The organism is Aurantiacibacter suaedae, from assembly GCF_005434915.1.
Lineage (GTDB): Bacteria > Pseudomonadota > Alphaproteobacteria > Sphingomonadales > Sphingomonadaceae > Alteraurantiacibacter > Alteraurantiacibacter suaedae.
Genome location: NZ_SKCG01000001.1, coordinates 13,643 through 31,856 on the forward strand (window position 1 = coordinate 13,643; position 18,214 = coordinate 31,856).

Sequence of the window (18,214 nt, forward strand, 5' to 3'; positions counted from 1 at the left end):
GCCGGGCGGATCCCGCCCCGCTTACAGGCCTGCGGTCAGCCGATCAGGTAATCGGGCAGGACGGGTCGAGGCGGAAATCGAGATAGTTGTCGACCGAGGCCATCAGCTCCTCCATTTCGTTTTCGAAGAAGTGGTTGGCCCGCGGGATCTCGTCGTGGTGGATCGTGATGTGCTTTTGCGTACGCAGCTTGTCGACCAGCTTTTGCACGCTGTTCGGCTGCACCACGGTATCCGCCGTGCCCTGAATGAAGATGCCCGAGGCCGGGCAGGGCGCGAGGAACGAGAAGTCGTACATGTTGGCGGGCGGGGCAATCGAGATGAAGCCGCGAATCTCGGGGCGGCGCATCAGCAGCTGCATCCCGATCAGCGCGCCGAAGCTGACACCGGCAACCCAGGTCACCTGCGCTTCGGGGTGGATCGACTGCACCCAGTCGAGCGCCGACGCCGCATCCGACAGTTCGCCAATACCATTGTCGAAGCTGCCCTGGCTCTTGCCGACGCCGCGGAAGTTGAATCGCAGCGTGGCGAACCCACGGTCGGTAAAGGTCTTGTAGAGGCGCTGCACGATGCGATCGTTCATGGTGCCACCACCCTGGCTGTGCGGGTGGAGGATCATCGCCACGGGCGCGCGCGGGCGCGGAGCGGGCGAGTAACGGCCTTCGAGGCGGCCTTCGGGGCCGGGAAAAATGACGTGCGGCATGGGCGGATATGCTCTGCTGTAACGGGTTGAACCAAGCGACTGGCGCGAGGGAAGTGGGCGGCTATATAGGGACGATGGCGTTATTCGCAATTCTTTCCGCATGACCCGTATCTATCTGGACCACGCTGCCACCTCGCCGCTGCGCCCCGAAGCGCGCGCCGCGATGGAAGAAGGCTGGGCGATCTGGGCCAATCCCAGCAGCCCCCACGCCGAAGGCCGCAAGGCCAAGGCCGCGCTTGAGCAGGCGCGCGAACGGGTGAAGGCGGCGCTCGGCTGGCAGGGGGAGGTAATCTTTACCAGCGGCGCCAGCGAAGCGCTGGCGCTGGGGCTGGGGCGCGCCAAGGCGAGCCGCCGCGTGGTCAGCGCGGTGGAGCACGACGCGGTGCTGCGCGCTGCGCCCGACGCCGAGATCTATTCCGAGGATGTCGCTTTGGATAACGACACCGTGTTCGCGATCCAACACGTCAACCCTGAAACGGGCACGATCAACCCGGTCGCGGATATGGCCGAAGTGCTGGGCGAGACAGGCGCATTGGTGCTGTCCGATTGCTCGCAGAGCGCGGGCAAGCTGGCCTTGCCGCAGGTGGATATGGCGGTGGTCTCGGCGCACAAGTTTGGCGGACCGATTGGCGTGGGCGCGCTGCTGGTGCGCGACTTCGCTTTGCTCGAACCGATGGGCGGCCACGAACGCGGCTACCGCGCGGGTACCGAGAACCTGCCCGCGATCATGGGTATGGCCGCCGCGCTGGAGGCGGGCGACTGGGCGACCTCTGCCGAGGACCGCGCGCAGTTTCGCGAGACGCTGGCGTGCGACGTGCTCGAACTAGGCGAGCAGGTGGATTACATCTTATCGGTCGCGCATCCGAGCATGAGCGCGCAGGCGCTGCTGATACGGCTCGACGCGATGGGCTTTGCAGTGTCGGCGGGCAGTGCGTGCTCGTCGGGCACGCTGAAGAAGAGCCGCGTGCTCGACGCCTTCGGGGTAGAGGACGAGGTGGCCCGGCGTACGATCCGGGTGTCGCTGGGGTGGAATACTACGGCGGCGGAGCTGGAGGCGTTCAGGGAGGCGTGGCGTGGGCTCGCCTGAGGTGCCCGCCCCGCCACGGACCAAGCCCAGCGGTTAGGACTGATTCCTATTGGGTCGCCGATCCACCTGGCTGTCACCTCTCGAGAGCGTTCCAGTTCGCTTCGGCACGCTTGCGCGACAGAAGCAATTTAGGCCTCACGGTATAACCCAGAGTTTCGAAAACGTTACTGTGCCGACGCCTGATGCGGCGCGCAGTTGCTGGTACGATAAGGAGGCGCCACAGGCCCGGCCGGCCCTTCCACCCATGTTTGTTGGGCAGGCTTTGAAAGTACGAGAAATCTCGCTCATCAAGGGCTTCGATCAGGCGCTGCTTACCCCCACCCAATCCTTCTACAACGCGCCCGAACTCCGATGTCGGATTGGCGACCAAATCTTCATAGCGGACCCGGATCACGTTTTCGTCGTGCCACCATTGTTGACTTACGCAAAGCAAGTTCTCGGCTCCGAAACTGACTGCATAATTGGCAAAGGCGACTGAAGTTGGCGTGCAACCGTGAAGTGTCTTCGGAATGGCAACATTACCGCCAAGCCAGCGTGCAGTCTCTGGCTCGTGTCTGATAAAGGCAAGGGTGGAGATAAGGACATCCAACGGATGTCGCGCCAGCGTGATGAGTTGAAAATCATTTTGTAACAAAAATTTCTGAAAATTTGGCTCCCTATACCAGTGAATTTGAAGAGCACATTTTTTAGGAAGCGATGATGGAGCATCTAGATAATTATGGATAGCGATGTTCTCGAGCCCAAGAGTCTTGGATAATACTTCCCGAAACCACGTGTTTCCGCTGCGAGGTGAACTGATAATTGCAACTCGCATTGTGCGCGCCCTATCCCGACAAAACTGTTATTCAGTGGTAGAGGTATAGCGAAGTGGTGACAAGTTGAACCGGTGCTTCGAAAATGCGAATTCTCTGCGTTCCAGGTTCGTGCTGTCAGCTTCTTTCCAGTTTCCTGAATTTGCCAGCGGCTACGTTTTCTACGGATGCTGGCAAGCTATCGGACTGTTTTCGCCGCAAGCGACTTCACACTGGGCGCGGTTGCCATTTGCATTCTTGGCAACGCGCTTCGCTTGTAATCACCGCTCGCCGTCCCCATCTAAAACTCAGCTACCAGTCGCAATCGACGGTCATCGCTTCCACGATCGGAAGCCCTTTCCTTCAGTTACGCCTCCTAGTCGCAGCCGGGTCAATTCTGGCGCGCTGCACACTCGCACGAAGGAATGACAAATGGCACATTTTGGCAAGATCAAGAGCTACGACAGCAGCTCAGGCACCGGCTCGATCACCCCGGAAAAGGGTGGCGATGCACTGCGCTTCAAGAAGGCGGACCTGCAGCAGGAAGCCGAGGTACCTAAGGTCGATCAGCGTTTCAGCTATGAAACCAGCGAAGTCGATGGCGGCAAGAAGACTGCCGTGAACCTGCAGGCCCAGCAGGGCGACGGCCAGAACCAGAAGGATCAGGCCAACGCCCAACAGGGCTAACGCCGACAAGCAGGCCGGGGGGATCACTTCCCCCGGCTCACGCCTGCCCCCTCTTGCCAGGATTCGTTGCCATGCCGATGAACAAGTTTCTGTTCGATCACCAGCTTGCCGCGATGAAGGTTGATCGCTCTGGCACGGCTGAAGAACGCAAGGACGCCATCGATCTGTTAGGCGGGCGTGCCAAGCGGATGGCAGAGTGGCGCAGGACGAATGGCCTGTCCGGTCAGGGCTGGCCTCGCGACGAACGCGCCCCCGCTGACGAGGAGGGATGACATGAGCATCGCGCCAATCGCGCACAACCCCGACCAGCCTGGAACCGGTGCATGGGAAAGCGAAGGCGGTTCACTGAAGCCCGATACGCCAGCCGCGCTGCCGGAAGGCATTACTGCCATCACGTCCGTCCACTATCGCGTTGGGCCATATTCCTATGCGCGGCTCGAAGACGCTCTGGCGGAGCATCGCCGCCAGCGCCCTTAGCAGGCATTGCCGGCCCTGATCGGATTTTGGTCAATTCTCGCCGTTTCCGCTCTGCTCAATGTTACTCAACAGCGCCCGCTTATTTAAACCCGAGCACCTCTCGATTGATACGGACTGGGGCAGACACGGCCCGCGCTCCTTCCATGGTAGAAATGTCTGCGCCGATGAACCATGTTTCGTCAGAGCGCCGAAAAAGGCCAAACCGAATTCCATTGTGCTCAAGCCGGCGATGATTGTTGCCGGTGCGCTGTTCGTTACGGGTTGCGTAATGGATCGCGATGCTACTGAACTTTCCGACAGCGCGGCCAAAGGCAGGGCTTTCGCGCATGCCAATTGTGCCAGCTGCCATGCACTTAAGGATGGTGTCTTGCCAAATCCGAACGCTCCCAGTCTCGAAGTCTAGTCTCGAAGTGGCGTCGCACCGGTTGCCTTAATGGTTGGTGGCAGGTCCGTTCGAGCGGGGAATTCAGGTGGGTCACACTTTCGAAATGCCGGTGTTCAAGTTCGAAGAAGGCGATATCGAAAACTTGCTGGCCTATCTCGATGCGCTCAGGACAGCGAAGTAAGCGCCAGGCCTAGGTCGCACGCGGCTCCTCTACGTCATAAACGCGCAGGTCGCGCTCGCCGATGCCGAGGTCAGGCCAGGCGGCGCGCCATTCGGCGAGATGGCTTGTCGCGAAGTGGCGGTCGAGGGCGGCCTGGTCGCGCCACATCTCTTTCACATGGATCAGGCCGGGATCGAACAGGTCTTCGGCGTAGCTGTATTCGGCGCAGCCGTCTTCGGCGCGGCTGGCCTCGGCCATGCGCTGCATGATCGGCCGTGCCGGCTCAAGGTTGTGGGCGGGCAAGCGAACGGTTCCGACGATCAAGAGCATGGCAGCAAAGATATCTCAGGGCGCGGACGCAAGCTACCTTTTCGACCCGGACTTGATGCACGAGGACGAAAGCGGCGATTGGTACGCGGGCCCTTTCCTACGGACTCCAAAAGCCCCACAACAGCCTCATGACGCGCATCGCCCATTCCGAAAAATTCCGCCCGACCTTCAAATTCGCCCGTTGGCCCACAAGCCGCGCGTTTCTGCGGGATAGCGCTGCACAAAGCCGCCCGAAGCGCTATCAACTTCGTCACCTTTTCAAAGGGCAAGGGCGATGATCTATCTCGACTATCAGGCCACCACGCCGCTGGCGCCCGAAGCGCGCACGGCGATGGAGCCGTGGCTCGGCGGCCCGGATAGCGCACAGTTCGGCAACCCGCACTCGCCGCACCGGATGGGGCGTATGGCAGCTGCCGCCGTGGAAGTGGCGCGCGATCAGGTCGCGGCGCTGTTTCCGGCTGGCGGGCGGGTGATCTTCACCAGCGGCGCGACCGAAGCGATCAACCTTGCGATGCGGGGTGCCGGCGGGCCTGTGGCGTGCTCTGCCATCGAACATGCCGCGGTGCTTGATACCGCGCGGGCGCTGGGCAACCACCATGAACTTTCGGTGACGGGCGAGGGGCTGTGCGATCCGTCGCAAAGCCTGGCCGAGGGCACAGGGCTGGTCGCGGTTATGCAGGTCAACAACGAGATCGGCACCGTGCAGCCGACGGCCCAATGGTACGCCCGCGCGAAGGAGTGGGGCGCGTTATATCTGTGCGATGCGGTACAGGCCTATGGCAAGCTTGCCTGCGCCGAGGCCGACATGATCGCGGTCAGCGCGCACAAGCTGCACGGGCCGAAGGGGATCGGCGCGCTGTGGCTGCGCGACGGGGTCGAGCTGAAGACTGTCTCGACGGGCGGCGGTCAGGAGCAAGGGCTGCGCTCGGGCACGCTATCGCCGATGCTTTGCGCGGGGTTCGGTGCGGCAGCGGCCCTGGCTGCTGATCGAATGGACGAAGACGCGACTCATATCGAAGCATTGTGGCATCGCGCCCGCGAGCTGTTCGCCGGGTGGGAGTTGAACGGCAGCGCCGAGGAACGCTGGCATGGGAATATCAACCTGTGCCGGGATGGTCTCGACGTCGCCCGGTTGACGAGCGACTGCCGCGAGGTGATGTTCTCGGCCGGGTCGGCCTGCGCTAGCGGATCGGGCCGTTCCAGCCATGTGCTGCGCGCCATCGGGCTGAGCGAGGCGCAGGCAAAATCGTCGATCCGGCTGGGCTTCGGGCGTTACACCACGCTTTCCGAGCTTGAAGCGGCGGCTGAACGAATTATAGTTGCTGCGTCGCAACAAGGATAGCAGCCATCAAGGTCACCTTCATTACACGCGAGGGCGAAAAGCGCGCGGTCGAGGCTGCGGCGGGCGACAGCTTGCTGGAAGTGGGACAGCGCGCCGGGATGCCGCTCGAAGGCACATGCGAGGGGCAGATGGCCTGCTCGACCTGCCATGTGATCATCGCGCGCGAATGGTTCGGTCGCCTGGGAGATGCCAGCGAAGAGGAAGAAGACATGCTCGACCTCGCCGCCGACGTCGAGGCGACCAGTCGCCTCTCGTGCCAGATCCTGTTGAGCGAGGAGCTGGATGGGCTGGAAGTGCGCATCCCCGAAGGTAGCCACAACGCGCAAGGGTTCTAGCTTTCGTCGGCTGCTCCGGGCGCCTTCGTCGGGCGCCACCGCCGCCAGCCCAACAGGCCGAGCCAGAGGACGAGAGCAACCGGAACGGCGGCAGTCGCCAGCATGATGAGCGCGGCGATGACAGTGCCGAGCACCGACCCGACCGAGCCGAAGGCCTGCCGGATCGGCTCGACGAACCCGCCGCCGGAGGGGGCACCACTTTGATATTGCACGTTGACCCGGCTGAAATCGACCCGCCCACGCATCTCCGCCAGCCATGAGCGCGCCTGATCGATCTCTTCGTTGACCTGCGCCACACCGCGCTCGGCCTCGACCAGTTCGGCCACGGTCCCGCGCCGCGTTTCGAGCACCTCCATCAGCCGGTCGCGCAGGGCGGTGCGTGCGCGCAGCCGCGCCTCGGTGTCGACAATCTGTTTCGAAAGGTCTTCGCCGGTGATTGCAGTGGAAACCTGCTCGCCACCAGCCTCACCGGCTGTCGCCGCGAGCTGCGAACCGAACGCCCGCGCCTTTTCCGCCGCCACTGCAAGGTTGAGTGACCCGTAGGCATAATCCCCTTCGTCGCCCGAAGAGCGCATTTCCAGCACGCGGCACTGTTGCGGGCCCATGCTCTCGCACAGCGCAATCTGCCTCTCCTGCAACGGCGCCATGTCGCTCGCCGCAACGCGGAAGCCATATTCGTAGACATAGGCGATCTGCGGGATCGATACCGGTATCTCTCCACCCGCCATATCTCCATCAGCAGGTGGCTCGGCGACATCGACCGTCGTCAGGCGCTCTTCCGAAGTGGTGTATTCGCTCTGCTGGCCGCAAGCAGTCAGCGCCAAGGCCGCACAGCCCGTTATGAAAAAACGTTTCATCATCCGCTCTCCTGCGACTGCCCGTGGGCGCGCCTTATTGTTGCCACATTCTATGAGGGCGGTAAGCCATTTGGCAATAGCGCAAACAAAAGGCCCCGCCGAAATGCTCGACGGGGCCCCGATATTAAGCCGCTTTGCGCAGCGTCAGACCATCACGACATCTTTCTCCAGCGCATCGATCAGCGCCTTGGTGAAGGCCGGAATGTCGTCCGGGTTGCGGCTGGTGATGAAGATCCCGTCGACCGCAGCCTCTTCGTCGACCACGTTTGCACCGGCATTGCGCAGGTCGGTGCGGATCGAAGGCCAGGAGGTGACGGTCTTGCCCTTGATCACGTCCGCTTCGGCCAACAACCATGGGCCGTGGCAAATTGCCGCAACAGGCTTACCGGCGTCTGCGAAGGCCTTGACCATGGCCACCGCATCCTTGTTCATGCGCAGAATATCCGGATTTATCTGACCGCCGGGCAGCAGCAGCGCGTCGAAGTCGTCAGCCTTGGCCTTATCGAGGGTGAGGTCAACGTCGACCGGGCTTCCCCAGTCCTTGTTGTCCCACCCCTTGATCTGGCCGCTTTCCGGGCTGACCACGGTGGTCTGATAGCCGGCCTCTTCAAGCAGCTGCTTCGGCTTTTCCAGCTCGCTCTGTTCGAAGCCGTTCGTGGCGAGGATCATAACATTTTGGGGCATCTGTTCATTCTCCGTAAGAATTTGCTCTTGCCTATGTTACGCTTGGGGAAACCGCATTGTTCCGTGCTGTCCCCCCAGCCGTGCCGCTGCTAGGTCAAACTGCATGTCGTCCGCCAAAACAGAAGACAAAGATCCGTTCGACGCCATCGTCGATGCGCCGTTCGATAGCGCGCTGTCCGAACGCTACCTCGTTTACGCCCTGTCGACGATCACCGCGCGCAGCTTGCCTGATCTGCGTGACGGGCTGAAGCCGGTCCACCGCCGCATCCTGTGGGGTATGCGCGGCCTGCGCCTCGGGCCGGATAGTGCATTCAAGAAATCGAGCCGCGTGGTCGGCGACGTGATGGGCAAGTATCACCCGCATGGCGACAGCGCGCTTTACGATGCGATGGTCCGCCTCGCGCAGCCGTTCACGCTGCGCTACCCGCTGATCGAGGGGCAGGGCAACTTCGGCAATATCGACGGCGATAACGCCGCCGCCCAGCGCTACACCGAATGCCGCCTGACCAAGACCGCGCTGCAACTGATGGAAGGGCTGGACGAAGGCACGGTCGACTTCGTGCCGACCTACAACAACGAGGAGGAAGAGCCGGTCATCTTCCCCGGCCTGTTCCCCAACCTGCTCGCCAACGGGTCGAGCGGGATTGCGGTGGGTATGGCCACCAACATCCCCAGCCACAACGCCGCCGAGGTGATCGACGCTGCGCTCGAATTGATCGACAACCCGCATGTTGAGCACGCGCGGCTGATGGAGCTGATGCAGGGGCCGGACTTCGCCACCGGCGGCCTGATCGTCGACAGCCCCGAGGCGATCTCGAAGGCCTACGAAACCGGGCGCGGCTCGTTCCGGGTGCGCGGGCGGTTTTACGCTGCCGAGGCGGACAACGAGGCTGACCGTGAGGCGGGGATAGAACGTCACAAGGGTGGCGGCTATCAGCTTGTTATTTCGGAAATTCCCTATCAGGTTCCGAAGGGCAAGCTGATCGAGCAGATCGCCCAGGTGATCGCCGACAAGAAGCTCCCTTTGCTCGAAGATGTGCGCGACGAGAGCGACGAGAACATCCGCCTCGTGCTGGTGCCGCGCAGCCGCAATGTCGATCCCGAGATGCTCAAGGAGAGCGTCTACAAGCTGACCGACCTTGAAACGCGCTTCGGGCTCAATCTCAACGTGCTCGACTCCACCCGCACGCCGATGGTGATGGGGCTGAAGGAACTGCTCGAAAACTGGCTGCGCCACCAGATCGAGATCCTGCAGAACCGCACGCGGCACCGGCTCGGCAAGATCGCCGACCGGCTGGAGCTGGTCGAGGGCTATATCATTGCCTTCCTCAACCTCGACCGGGTGATCGAGATCATCCGCACCGAGGACGAGCCAAAGCCGGTGATGATGGCGGAATTCGGCCTCACCGACCGGCAGGCCGAGGCGATCCTCAACATGCGGCTGCGATCCTTGCGCAAGCTGGAGGAGATGCAACTGCGGCAGGAAAAGGACGACCTGCTGGCCGAGAAGGACGAGCTGGAAAAACTGCTCGAAAGCCCGGCCCGCCAGCGCACCCGGCTCAAGAAGGACCTGCGCACTCTGCGCAAGGACTATGCCGAGGATACCGCGCTCGGCGCGCGCCGCACCACGATTGCCGAGGCCGCGCCGACAGTGGAGTTCGACCCTAGCGCGATGATCGAGAAGGAGCCGGTGACGGTGATCCTCAGCCAGAAGGGTTGGGTGCGTGCCGCCAAGGGCCATGTCGATCTGGGGCAGGACGGCTGCGGCGACTTCAAGTACAAGGAGGGCGATGGCCCGGCCTTTGCGGTCCACTGCCAGACTACTGATAAACTGCTGCTATGCGCCAGCGACGGGCGCTTCTTCACGTTGGGCGCGGACAAGCTGCCCGGCGCGCGCGGTTTTGGCGAGCCGGTGCGCAACGGGCTCGATATCGACACTTCGGCGCAGATCATGGCGATGATCGTCCACGCGCCAGGGCGGCAGATCCTGCTCGCGGCGGATACCGGCAAAGGCTTTGTCGCGGTGACGGACGAGCTGCTCGCCGAAACGCGCAAAGGTCGGCAGGTGGTGAACCTGAAGGGCAATGCCAAGCTGGTGGTGGTTCGCCCGATTGCCACCGAGCACGACCATGTCGCGGTGGTGGGCGAGAACCGCAAGCTGGTGGTGTTCAGTCTCGAAGAGATGCCGGTCATGACGCGCGGGCAGGGCGTGACCTTGCAGCGCTATCGCGATGGCGGGCTGTCCGATGCCACGACCTTCACGCTGGCCGACGGGCTGAGCTGGCAGATGGGCGGCGCGACCGGGCGCACCCGTAACGAGACCGAAATCGGCATGTGGAAGGTTGCGCGCGGCGCAGCGGGCCGTCTGCCGCCGAACGGCTTTCCGAAAGACAATCGCTTCTGACAAACAAAAGGCCCGCGCGAAGCATATTCGCGCGGGCCGATTGAAGCATTAGGGGGAGCGCTTAGCTCGCCTGGGCTGCGATGGCTGCGTCAAGGTCGGCCTTGGTGACGAGCACCATCAGCGAACCATCGGTGTCGAGCGCGAACATCTCGCGCGGCAGGGTCAGCGGCTCGTCATCCTGCACCATGGTGATGCCGACATCGTTCATCTCGTCGATCGTGCCGAGCGACACGTCGTCAGCCGTGGCGACTTCCGCGCCGACAACCAAGGCAGCGGCAAGCGCGGCTTCGCGCCGGGCCACTTCCTCGTCCATCATGGCGTCGAGTTCGGTCTTGGTGATGTTCAGCGTGTAGCCGTTGTCACCTTCGGCGAAGCTGTCGACTGCCAACGGCACCTTGTGCTTGCCAGTGTCGACCACGGCGTTGGCACCGTCGTTGGCGGCAACCGTGCCGATCTGGACGCCGTCGTTGCCCATCACGATCGCGCCGACTTCCTGCGCATTGGCAGCGCCGGCACCAAAAGTGAGAGCGAGAGTGGCGGCGAGAGCGGTGAATTTCTTAGTCATGCAAATTCCTCATTCCATCCAGCCTGCGGACAAGGCGGGGCCGGGAGCGATACATAATCCGACAGCGCTTAATGCTGGGCCGGAAAAACGATGGAGGGTGGCACACCGCAAAGCGGCAGACACTTGTGAGGCGAGAGAGGCCTCGAACCCTTGAGTATGCTGTAGCAGCAGCACTCTTAACGCTACCTGCACCAGAACTGTTCCCCAGTTCAAGCGCGCCGCGCCAATTCCTCATCAAGAATTTCGTCCACCCGGCTTTGCGGGGGGAAGCTTTCCGCCATCCAGCGCACCTCGACCGCTTGCAGGATGCGCGCCACCTCCGGCCCTGCGCCCACGCCGCGCTCTACAATCTGGCCGCCCTTGAGCGGGAAGGTCGGCACCTCCCACCCGTCTAGCGCTTTGGCGTCGCGTTCCGCGAGCAGCAGCAGGTCGCGCGCCATGGCCGGGCCTTCGCGATAGGCAAGCGCGCGCACATCTGCTTCCATTCCGCCACGCCGCGCCATCCGGGATAGCGCCTTTTTCTGTGCGGTGGACAGCCGCAGCCGCGCCGCGACCTGCTCGGCGAGCTTGGGCTCAGCAGGCAGCATCGCCGCCAACCTGCGAAGCGGCGCGGGCTTGGCGGACCGCGATTTTTCGAAAGCGATGAGCGCGGCCAGCTCTGCCATGGTTGCAGGCGTCACCTCTGGCAGCACTACCGGCAGAACGCCGCGCGCGAACATGCGCTCGACCGTCTCCAGCGGGTCAGGCAGGGCGAGGAGGGCGAGCAGTGCGCTAGCCACCCGTTCGCGCGACAGACCCTTGAGCGTTGCCGCCATATCGGCGCAAGCTTCCTCGGCCTCGCCATCGAGCATTGATCCGAAGCGCGCCTGAAACCGGTAATAACGCAGGATGCGCAGGTGGTCCTCGGCGATCCGCTCACGCGCGTTGCCGATAAAGCGAACGCGGCGCGCATCGAGATCCGCCAACCCCTCGAAATAGTCTGAAATCAGAAGGCTAAGTGGGTGAGCGTAAAGCGCATTGATGGTGAAATCTCGCCGGGCGGCGTCATCTGCCCAGTCCTCGGCGAAGGCTACGGTGGCGCGGCGGCCATCGGTGGCCACGTCCTTGCGCAGGGTGGTGATCTCGACATTGCCGCCCGGCAGCACAGCTGTCACCGTGCCGTGGTCGATCCCGGTGGGGATGACCTTGATCTCCGCCTCCCTCAGTGCGGCCATCACCGCCTCGGGATGCAGCGTGGTGGCGGCGTCGATATCATGGACCTCGGCCCCGAGCAGGCTGTCACGCACCGCGCCGCCGACCCAGCGCAGGTTGTCCGCGCCCAGCACCGCAACCAGGCGCGCGAGGTCTTCGCGCGCGGTCCAGTCTGCCTGCAATACTACCTGTTCCATAACCAGCTCCGCTCGTCCTGAGCTTGTCGGACTCGAAGAGGGGCCGACGGCCCAACGATTGTCCTTCTCTTTGACGGCGGCGCTAGAACCAAAGGCGCCCCTTAGACAAGCTCGGGGTGAGCGGAGGGTGGGGATGAAGGCGTCAATCGAGCAGATCTTCCCAGGCCAGCCGGTGCGAAAGGTTCGCCAGAATGCCTGCGGTGATCCCCCAGATGCGATAGTCCTGCCACAGGATTTCAGTGTAGTCTCTCTGGATACCGCGAAACAGGCCGCTTTTCGAGACATGGTTGCGCTGGTCGAGCGCATAACGCAGCGGCACCTCGAACCAGCCCGCCACCTCGCGCGGGTCGGGCCGGATCGGCAGATCGTGCGGAACCAGCCCGAGCACCGGCGTTAGCTCGAAGCCCGAGCCGGTGACGAAACTCTGTGTCTGTCCGATCACGCGCACCGCGTCGGGAGCGATGGCCAGCTCTTCGGCGGCTTCGCGCAGCGCGGCGGCCACGGCGTCTTCGCCGGCTTCCAGCTTGCCTCCGGGGAAGGCGACCTGGCCGGGGTGTTTGAGCATGGTTTCGGGACGCTGGGTGAGCAGGATGCCGGGATCGGGCCGGTCGGTAACGGCGATCAGAACAGCGGCGGGGCGCAGCTTCCCGCTCGTCACATCGCTGTCGTCGCGCAGGCCCGCAAAGCCCACGTCGCGGCTCTCGGCAAAGATGCGCGTGAGGCGGTCGAACAGTTCACTCATCGCGGCACCAAAGAGAAGGTGGTGCCCGCGCTGGTCACCTCCAGCTTTTCGCCGCCTGCAGCCAGAGCGTGCTCGGCCAGCTGGAGCCAAGTCGCCCGGTCGAGCCGCGCTTCGGTGCCGTGGCGCACGGCGAGATAGATCGCGGGGCACTCGGGATCGCCCTCGGCGCGCAAGGGGTGATCGGGGCCAGCGACGACCAGCTCATCGGTGTTGAGGCGGAAGGCCAACGCACCTTGCGCGATCTTCAGGTCCACCGCGATAAAAGCCGCATCGTCCACCGCGATTGCCTGCCGGCATTGCGGGGTCATCAGCCAGTGCTGGCCGCCATCATCCTTGACCAGCAGCGAGGAGAAGGCGCGCACCATGGCGGGGCGGTTGATAGGGCTGCCATCGTGGAACCACGTGCCGTCGGCGGCGATCCGCATCAGGCTGTCGATTTCCTCGCTCGGGGACCAGCGCTCGACCGGTGGCAGGCGGCGTTCTTCCACGGCACGGGCAATCTGCTCGAGCGAGAGAGAGGCAAGATCGGGCGGGGCTTCGTATGGCATGGCTGTGAAATTAGCGATGCCAGAGAGCGTCAGCCGATCCAAGGCCCCAGCGTGCCCTTTTCCGGCAATACGCCCACATTGGGCGCGCGCACGAGCAGACGGGCCTTGTCGTAAGGGCCGGGCAGCGACCACCCCTGCGTGGGTGCGGCGACGAAGCCGAAGCGGCCATAGTACGGCGCATCTCCGATCAGCACCTGCGGCAAGGCGGCGGCGGGATCGAGGCTGGAGGCCATAGCCATCATCAATGTGGTGCCGAAACCTTCGCTCTGCCGCTCGGGCACGACGGCGACCGGGCCGACCATCAGCATCGGGTGGCGGCGGCCAGCCTCGTCTGTCAGCGCGATGGGATAGACCTGGATCGAGCCGACCAGCAATTCCTGCTCGTCGATGGCGGCAAAGCTCAGCGCGGGCAGCCACTCGGTACCCTCGCGCACCTTGTAGGCAGTGCGCTCATGGCGATCCGGCCCGAACGCACGGTCGAGCAGTTGCTCGACCATTGCGGGATCGACGGCGCTCAGTGGCACCATTGTGGTGGGGGCAAGAGAATCGGCCATAGGACGCGCGCGATTAAGAGCGCGCGCCACCGCCTGCAATCGATTTGTGCGCCTCAGCTCGCGGGGGTGAGGCGCAGCAGCCGCCCGTTGTCGCCGTCTTCGATCACCCAGATTGCGCCGTCGCTCGCCTCCACGATATCGCGCAGCCGCTTGGGGAAGGCATAGCGCGCTTCCTCGGTCGCGGCGTTGTTGGCGGCATCGAGAGCAAGGCGCACGATGCTGGTGGTGGCGAGGTTCGCGATCAGGATCTGCCCCTGCCAGTCGGCAAACATTTCGCCTTCGTAGAAGATCATGTCGCCCGGCGCGATGACCGGGGTCCAGAAGATCGCGGGCTTGGTGAAGCCATCGTCTGCCGTGTGGTTGGGGATGTCGTCGCCGTTGTAGTTAACGCCGTTGGAACGGGCGGGCCAGCCGTAGTTCGCGCCTTCGACAACGAGGTTCAGCTCGTCGCCGCCGCGTGGCCCGTGTTCAAGCTCCCACAGGTTGCCCGCCGCGTCGAACTTGAGGCCGAGGATGTTGCGCTGGCCATAGGTCCAGATCTGGTCGGTCGGGCTGCCTTCTTCGGCGAACGGGTTGCCCGCCGCCGGGGTGCCGTCGAGATTCAGGCGCAGCACAGCGCCGAGGTTGTTGGTGCGATCCTGCGCCGGGTCTTGCTGCTGGCGGTCGCCGCTTGAGAGGAATAGGTACTGTCCGTCCGGCGAAAAGGCGATCTTGTGGCTGAAATGGCCGTTGCTTTCGATAGCGAGGCTTTGCTGCCAGATCTGGGTGAAGCCCTCGATGGCGCAGCTATCCTCGCCGCAGACCAGCTTGCCCCGGCCGAGCGCGGCGCGGCGCGCCTCGCCCTCGTCGGCCTTGGCCCAGCTGATGTAGACGGTGCCGCTCGTCGCATAATCCGGCGCGAAGACCACGTCGCCAAGCCCGCCTTGTCCGCCATAGGCGACCTCGGGAAGGCCGCTCGTAATCTCAAGAACGCTGCCATCGGCGGGGCGGAACAGCTTTGCGGTGCCTGCCTTCTCGGTGATGAAGAGATTGCCGGTGCCCGGCTCCTCGGCAATCGCCCAGGGCTCGGCAAAGGTGCCGTGGCTTGTGACGGCGAAGGTGGCCTCGTCTTCCAGCGTTATCGGCTCTCCCCCGGAAACGGGGGCAGGTTCCTGAGCGGTGCTATCCCCGGCACCAAGGCCCCCGCAGCTTGCGAGGATGAACGAGACGGTCAACAATGGCGTGGAAAGGATCGACTGGCGCATGGTTTTCGGCACTCCGTTATCCGGCTTCGAACGCCGCTTTGCAACGCCCGGCTGCATTGCCGGGATCGACGAGGCGGGGCGCGGGCCGCTGGCTGGTCCTGTTGTGGCCGCTGCCGTGGTCCTGTGCAAGCCTTCGCCAGACGGGTTGGGCGATTCCAAGAAGTTGACCGCGCGCCGCCGCGCCGTGCTCGAACAGGACATCCGCCAGTCCTGCGCGTTCGGGATCGGGGTGGTCGATGCCGACACAATCGACCGGATCAATATCTTTGCCGCCACCATGCTGGCCATGGCGCAGGCGATGGAGCGGCTGTGCGCGGTGATAGGCTGTGACCCTGCCGAGGCGCTGATCGACGGCAACCTGACGCCCGCCGGTCGCACCGAAAGCTGGCGCTGGCCTGCGCGCGCGATCGTGGGCGGCGACGGCAGCGAACCGGCCATCGGCGCGGCCTCGATCCTGGCCAAGGAATATCGCGACCGGCTGATGTGCGAAGCGGCGCTTGCGCACCCGCATTATGGGTGGGAGCGCAACAAGGGCTATGGCACGAAGGAACACAGCGAAGCGCTGCGCATTCATGGGCCAAGCCCGCTGCACCGCCGCAGCTTTGCCCCTGTCGCCCAGCTCGAAATGCCCCTGCAGGAAGCGTAACCGGATGATCTTTTCGATTCTTGCCGTGTTCGGCGGTCTCGTTGCCCTCGCGCTCGGCGGCGAACTGCTGGTGCGTGGAGCCGTGGGCATTTCGAAGATGCTCGGCATTTCGCCGCTTATTACCGGTCTGGTGGTGGTCGGTGCGGCGACCTCGATGCCTGAACTGGTGGCGAGCGTGCAGGCGGCCATGCTCGGATCGCCGGGGATCGCCTGGGGCAATATCGTCGGCTCGAACATCGCCAATTCGCTGCTGATCTTGGGAGCAGGCGCCCTGATCGCGCCGATAGCCATGCGCGGGATCGGCAAGCGCGACGCGCTGATCGGGCTGGTGGCGGCGCTGTTCTTGTGGCTGGCGACCTATGCGCAGTGGGCCTCGCCCATGCTAGGCGCGGCGCTGCTGGCGGCGCTGGTGGTCTATATCCTGTGGCGCCTGCGGCAATTGCCCGAAACCGGCGAGGACGATGGAGACGGTGAGGGCGATCCGATCTGGTGGCTGGCGCTGCTGCAATTCGGTGGCGGCTTGGCCGCGCTAGTCGGCGGCGGCGATCTGCTGGTGGGCGGGGCCATCGAACTGGCTGAGATGGCGGGCGTTTCGCAGACCGCCATCGGCCTCACCGTGGTGGCGGTGGGAACTTCGCTGCCCGAACTCGCCGCCACCGCCGCAGCCGCTTTGCGCGGTCGTAGCGAACTGGCGATTGGCAATGTGGTCGGCTCCAACCTGTTCAACCTGCTGCTGATCGGCGGCGTCACCATGACCATCGCCCCGCAGCCGATCCCCTTCGAGCTGGCCGACATCGAATGGCCGGTGCTGGTGGCGAGCGCGCTGCTGATCCTGGGCCTGTGCCGCTATGCCAGCCGATTGGGGCGGGGGCTGGGCGCGCTGCTGCTCGCTGCATTCGCCGCCAACACGGCGCTGGTCTTCGCGCTTTAGAAAAATAATTCGCGCGATTTCCGGAGCGCGAGTCCGCGGCGCCACACCCCATCATGTCGAGTCCTGCTGCCAGAGCGGGACTCAATATATGGTGTCATTCCCCTTTCGTTCGCCCGAGTCGCACCCTGCATTTTGGGGTCTGGCTTCGCTCACGCCACCTTGACTGGCGAGTCGCTAGGACTCACAAGCTTGTGGATAAGCGAGGGATTGATTGTTCATGGGTGAATTGACGATAGTCCGGGCTCCGCGCCCGGCACGGGTAAAAGCTGCGCCGAAGGTCGAGCTGCCGCTGGGGCAGATCCTCGCGGGCGACTGCGTGTCGGAAATGCGCAAGCTGCCCGATGCGAGCATCGACCTCGTCTTCGCCGATCCGCCCTACAACCTCCAGCTCGGCGGCGACCTCAACCGCCCCGACGGCAGCCACGTCGACGCCGTCACCGACGACTGGGACCGCTTCGACAGCTTCGCCGCCTACGACGCCTTCACCCGCGAATGGCTGACCGAGTGCAAACGGATACTCAAACCCGATGGCGGGCTGTGGGTGATCGGCTCGTACCACAACATCTACCGCGTTGGCGCGATCATGCAGGACCTCGGGTTCTGGCTGCTTAACGACATCGTCTGGCGCAAGTCTAACCCGATGCCCAACTTCCGCGGCACCCGCTTCACCAATGCGCACGAGACGCTGCTGTGGGCGAGCCAGGGCGAAAAGGCCCGCTATCACTTCAACTATCGCGCGATGAAGACGCTGAACGACGAGCTTCAGATGCGCAGCGACTGGGTGCTGCCGATCTGCTCGGGCGGCGAGCGGCTGAAGGGCGACGACGGCCACAAGGCCCACCCCACGCAGAAGCCCGAGAGCCTGCTGTATCGCGTGCTGCTCGCCACTACCGAGAAGGGCGATGTCGTGCTTGACCCGTTCTTCGGCACCGGCACCACCGGCGCGGTGGCGAAGCGCCTGGGTCGCGACTGGATCGGCTGCGAGCGCGAAGCTGCCTATCGCAAGGTGGCGACGGCGCGGATCGCCAAGGAACTCCCCCTCGACGAAAGCGCGCTGACCACGATGCAGAGCGCACGCAGCCAACCGCGCGTGGCCTTCGGCGCGGTGGTCGAGGCGGGTCTGCTGCCGGCGGGCACCAAGGTGTTCGACAAGAAGCGCCGCTGGAGCGCGCAGGTGCGGGCCGACGGTTCGATTGTGTGCGACAAGGAAAGCGGCTCGATCCACCATGTCGGAAAGACGCTGCAAGGCGCGCCGAGCTGCAACGGCTGGACCTTCTGGCACTATGAGCGCGATGGCGAGATCAAGCCGATCGATGCGGCGCGGCAGCTCTATCTGCTGAGCGTGGAGGATTGATCG

Annotated in this window: 23 protein-coding genes; 12 read left to right on the forward strand and 11 right to left on the reverse strand. The window is 64.0% G+C overall.

The features are described from left to right. Nucleotides 1-43 precede the first annotated feature (43 nt). Nucleotides 44-700: an alpha/beta hydrolase gene (locus E0473_RS00075; RefSeq protein ID WP_137678853.1), complete on the reverse strand. Its 657-nt coding sequence runs from the start codon at nt 698-700 to the stop codon at nt 44-46. A gap of 100 nt (nt 701-800) precedes the next feature. On the opposite strand from E0473_RS00075, the gene E0473_RS00080 reads away from it, so the two are divergent. Beyond that, nucleotides 801-1,787: a cysteine desulfurase family protein gene (locus tag E0473_RS00080; protein WP_137678854.1), complete on the forward strand. Its 987-nt coding sequence runs from the start codon at nt 801-803 to the stop codon at nt 1,785-1,787. A gap of 73 nt (nt 1,788-1,860) precedes the next feature. Here the strand turns inward: E0473_RS00080 and E0473_RS00085 are convergent, their stop codons facing one another. Further along, nucleotides 1,861-2,601 carry a sulfotransferase domain-containing protein gene (locus E0473_RS00085; RefSeq protein WP_137678855.1) on the reverse strand — a complete coding sequence of 247 codons (741 nt, stop codon included), beginning with the start codon at nt 2,599-2,601 and terminating at the stop codon, nt 1,861-1,863. 409 nt (nt 2,602-3,010) lie between these two features. Between E0473_RS00085 and E0473_RS00090 the strand changes: the two genes are divergently transcribed. From E0473_RS00090 to E0473_RS15685, 5 genes are all read left to right on the forward strand, one after another. Next, the gene (locus E0473_RS00090; protein WP_137678856.1) at nt 3,011-3,265 is read left to right on the forward strand and encodes a cold-shock protein; all 255 of its coding nucleotides are present in this window, start codon (nt 3,011-3,013) and stop codon (nt 3,263-3,265) included. Nucleotides 3,266-3,342: 77 nt separating this feature from the next. Further along, nucleotides 3,343-3,537: a hypothetical protein gene (locus E0473_RS00095; RefSeq protein WP_137678857.1), complete on the forward strand. Its 195-nt coding sequence runs from the start codon at nt 3,343-3,345 to the stop codon at nt 3,535-3,537. Between the two features lies 1 nt (nt 3,538). Continuing rightward, nucleotides 3,539-3,742, forward strand: coding sequence for a hypothetical protein (locus tag E0473_RS00100; protein WP_137678858.1), 204 nt, complete (start codon nt 3,539-3,541; stop codon nt 3,740-3,742). A 58-nt stretch (nt 3,743-3,800) separates the two neighbouring features. After that, nucleotides 3,801-4,145 carry a hypothetical protein gene (locus tag E0473_RS15325; RefSeq protein WP_161981451.1) on the forward strand — a complete coding sequence of 115 codons (345 nt, stop codon included), beginning with the start codon at nt 3,801-3,803 and terminating at the stop codon, nt 4,143-4,145. A 37-nt stretch (nt 4,146-4,182) separates the two neighbouring features. Then, nucleotides 4,183-4,308, forward strand: a complete 126-nt coding sequence (locus tag E0473_RS15685) for a hypothetical protein (RefSeq protein WP_277751492.1) — start codon at nt 4,183-4,185, stop codon at nt 4,306-4,308. Between the two features lie 9 nt (nt 4,309-4,317). On the opposite strand, the gene E0473_RS00105 is transcribed toward E0473_RS15685, so the two are convergent. Beyond that, nucleotides 4,318-4,617, reverse strand: coding sequence for a putative quinol monooxygenase (locus E0473_RS00105; RefSeq protein ID WP_137678859.1), 300 nt, complete (start codon nt 4,615-4,617; stop codon nt 4,318-4,320). A gap of 274 nt (nt 4,618-4,891) precedes the next feature. Between E0473_RS00105 and E0473_RS00110 the strand changes: the two genes are divergently transcribed. Both E0473_RS00110 and E0473_RS00115 read left to right on the forward strand, forming a co-directional pair. Continuing rightward, nucleotides 4,892-5,959 carry a cysteine desulfurase family protein gene (locus E0473_RS00110; protein WP_137678860.1) on the forward strand — a complete coding sequence of 356 codons (1,068 nt, stop codon included), beginning with the start codon at nt 4,892-4,894 and terminating at the stop codon, nt 5,957-5,959. 5 nt (nt 5,960-5,964) lie between these two features. Beyond that, complete coding sequence (locus E0473_RS00115) at nt 5,965-6,294, forward strand: 2Fe-2S iron-sulfur cluster-binding protein (RefSeq protein ID WP_137678861.1); 330 nt, start codon at nt 5,965-5,967, stop codon at nt 6,292-6,294. Here E0473_RS00115 and E0473_RS00120 read toward each other — a convergent pair. Beyond that, on the reverse strand, nt 6,291-7,154 hold the full coding sequence (locus E0473_RS00120) for a DUF4349 domain-containing protein (RefSeq protein ID WP_241657263.1): 864 nt from the start codon (nt 7,152-7,154) through the stop codon (nt 6,291-6,293). The genes E0473_RS00115 and E0473_RS00120 overlap by 4 nt on opposite strands. 141 nt (nt 7,155-7,295) lie before the next feature. After that, nucleotides 7,296-7,835 (reverse strand): type 1 glutamine amidotransferase domain-containing protein, encoded by a 540-nt coding sequence (locus tag E0473_RS00125; protein WP_137678863.1) that lies wholly within the window; start codon nt 7,833-7,835, stop codon nt 7,296-7,298. Between the two features lie 103 nt (nt 7,836-7,938). Here E0473_RS00125 and parC point away from each other — a divergent pair, with 103 nt between their 5' ends. Next, nucleotides 7,939-10,239: a DNA topoisomerase IV subunit A gene (gene parC, locus E0473_RS00130; RefSeq protein WP_137678864.1), complete on the forward strand. Its 2,301-nt coding sequence runs from the start codon at nt 7,939-7,941 to the stop codon at nt 10,237-10,239. Nucleotides 10,240-10,300: 61 nt separating this feature from the next. On the opposite strand, the gene E0473_RS00135 is transcribed toward parC, so the two are convergent. From E0473_RS00135 to E0473_RS00160, 6 genes are all read right to left on the reverse strand, one after another. Continuing rightward, nucleotides 10,301-10,804: a hypothetical protein gene (locus E0473_RS00135; protein ID WP_137678865.1), complete on the reverse strand. Its 504-nt coding sequence runs from the start codon at nt 10,802-10,804 to the stop codon at nt 10,301-10,303. 209 nt (nt 10,805-11,013) lie between these two features. Next, complete coding sequence (locus E0473_RS00140) at nt 11,014-12,192, reverse strand: CCA tRNA nucleotidyltransferase (RefSeq protein WP_137678866.1); 1,179 nt, start codon at nt 12,190-12,192, stop codon at nt 11,014-11,016. 142 nt (nt 12,193-12,334) lie between these two features. After that, nucleotides 12,335-12,934: a CoA pyrophosphatase gene (locus E0473_RS00145; protein WP_137678867.1), complete on the reverse strand. Its 600-nt coding sequence runs from the start codon at nt 12,932-12,934 to the stop codon at nt 12,335-12,337. Beyond that, nucleotides 12,931-13,482, reverse strand: coding sequence for a DUF1285 domain-containing protein (locus E0473_RS00150; RefSeq protein WP_137678868.1), 552 nt, complete (start codon nt 13,480-13,482; stop codon nt 12,931-12,933). Before E0473_RS00150 ends, E0473_RS00145 begins: the two co-directional genes overlap by 4 nt. A 29-nt stretch (nt 13,483-13,511) precedes the next feature. Beyond that, nucleotides 13,512-14,036 (reverse strand): GNAT family N-acetyltransferase, encoded by a 525-nt coding sequence (locus E0473_RS00155; protein WP_137678869.1) that lies wholly within the window; start codon nt 14,034-14,036, stop codon nt 13,512-13,514. A 53-nt stretch (nt 14,037-14,089) separates the two neighbouring features. Continuing rightward, nucleotides 14,090-15,292, reverse strand: a complete 1,203-nt coding sequence (locus tag E0473_RS00160; protein ID WP_241657264.1) for a PQQ-dependent sugar dehydrogenase — start codon at nt 15,290-15,292, stop codon at nt 14,090-14,092. On the opposite strand from E0473_RS00160, the gene E0473_RS00165 reads away from it, so the two are divergent. From E0473_RS00165 to E0473_RS00175, 3 genes are all read left to right on the forward strand, one after another. Then, on the forward strand, nt 15,279-15,926 hold the full coding sequence (locus E0473_RS00165) for a ribonuclease HII (protein WP_137678871.1): 648 nt from the start codon (nt 15,279-15,281) through the stop codon (nt 15,924-15,926). The genes E0473_RS00160 and E0473_RS00165 overlap by 14 nt on opposite strands. 4 nt (nt 15,927-15,930) lie before the next feature. Next, nucleotides 15,931-16,857 (forward strand): calcium/sodium antiporter, encoded by a 927-nt coding sequence (locus E0473_RS00170; protein WP_137678872.1) that lies wholly within the window; start codon nt 15,931-15,933, stop codon nt 16,855-16,857. Nucleotides 16,858-17,074: 217 nt separating this feature from the next. Then, nucleotides 17,075-18,211 (forward strand): site-specific DNA-methyltransferase, encoded by a 1,137-nt coding sequence (locus E0473_RS00175; RefSeq protein WP_137678873.1) that lies wholly within the window; start codon nt 17,075-17,077, stop codon nt 18,209-18,211. The last annotated feature ends 3 nt before the right edge of the window (nt 18,212-18,214 follow it).

Bases quoted from the DNA above. Each gene is read 5' to 3' on its own strand.
- E0473_RS00075 (WP_137678853.1), bottom strand. From the start codon at position 700: ATGCCGCACGTCATTTTTCCCGGCCCCGAAGGCCGCCTCGAAGGCCGT.
- E0473_RS00080 (WP_137678854.1), top strand. From the start codon at position 801: ATGACCCGTATCTATCTGGACCACGCTGCCACCTCGCCGCTGCGCCCC.
- E0473_RS00085 (WP_137678855.1), bottom strand. From the start codon at position 2,601: ATGCGAGTTGCAATTATCAGTTCACCTCGCAGCGGAAACACGTGGTTT.
- E0473_RS00090 (WP_137678856.1), top strand. From the start codon at position 3,011: ATGGCACATTTTGGCAAGATCAAGAGCTACGACAGCAGCTCAGGCACC.
- E0473_RS00095 (WP_137678857.1), top strand. From the start codon at position 3,343: ATGAACAAGTTTCTGTTCGATCACCAGCTTGCCGCGATGAAGGTTGAT.
- E0473_RS00100 (WP_137678858.1), top strand. From the start codon at position 3,539: ATGAGCATCGCGCCAATCGCGCACAACCCCGACCAGCCTGGAACCGGT.
- E0473_RS15325 (WP_161981451.1), top strand. From the start codon at position 3,801: ATGTTACTCAACAGCGCCCGCTTATTTAAACCCGAGCACCTCTCGATT.
- E0473_RS00105 (WP_137678859.1), bottom strand. From the start codon at position 4,617: ATGCTCTTGATCGTCGGAACCGTTCGCTTGCCCGCCCACAACCTTGAG.
- E0473_RS00110 (WP_137678860.1), top strand. From the start codon at position 4,892: ATGATCTATCTCGACTATCAGGCCACCACGCCGCTGGCGCCCGAAGCG.
- E0473_RS00120 (WP_241657263.1), bottom strand. From the start codon at position 7,154: ATGATGAAACGTTTTTTCATAACGGGCTGTGCGGCCTTGGCGCTGACT.
- E0473_RS00125 (WP_137678863.1), bottom strand. From the start codon at position 7,835: ATGCCCCAAAATGTTATGATCCTCGCCACGAACGGCTTCGAACAGAGC.
- parC (WP_137678864.1), top strand. From the start codon at position 7,939: ATGTCGTCCGCCAAAACAGAAGACAAAGATCCGTTCGACGCCATCGTC.
- E0473_RS00135 (WP_137678865.1), bottom strand. From the start codon at position 10,804: ATGACTAAGAAATTCACCGCTCTCGCCGCCACTCTCGCTCTCACTTTT.
- E0473_RS00140 (WP_137678866.1), bottom strand. From the start codon at position 12,192: ATGGAACAGGTAGTATTGCAGGCAGACTGGACCGCGCGCGAAGACCTC.
- E0473_RS00145 (WP_137678867.1), bottom strand. From the start codon at position 12,934: ATGAGTGAACTGTTCGACCGCCTCACGCGCATCTTTGCCGAGAGCCGC.
- E0473_RS00150 (WP_137678868.1), bottom strand. From the start codon at position 13,482: ATGCCATACGAAGCCCCGCCCGATCTTGCCTCTCTCTCGCTCGAGCAG.
- E0473_RS00155 (WP_137678869.1), bottom strand. From the start codon at position 14,036: ATGGCCGATTCTCTTGCCCCCACCACAATGGTGCCACTGAGCGCCGTC.
- E0473_RS00165 (WP_137678871.1), top strand. From the start codon at position 15,279: ATGGTTTTCGGCACTCCGTTATCCGGCTTCGAACGCCGCTTTGCAACG.
- E0473_RS00170 (WP_137678872.1), top strand. From the start codon at position 15,931: ATGATCTTTTCGATTCTTGCCGTGTTCGGCGGTCTCGTTGCCCTCGCG.
- E0473_RS00175 (WP_137678873.1), top strand. From the start codon at position 17,075: ATGGGTGAATTGACGATAGTCCGGGCTCCGCGCCCGGCACGGGTAAAA.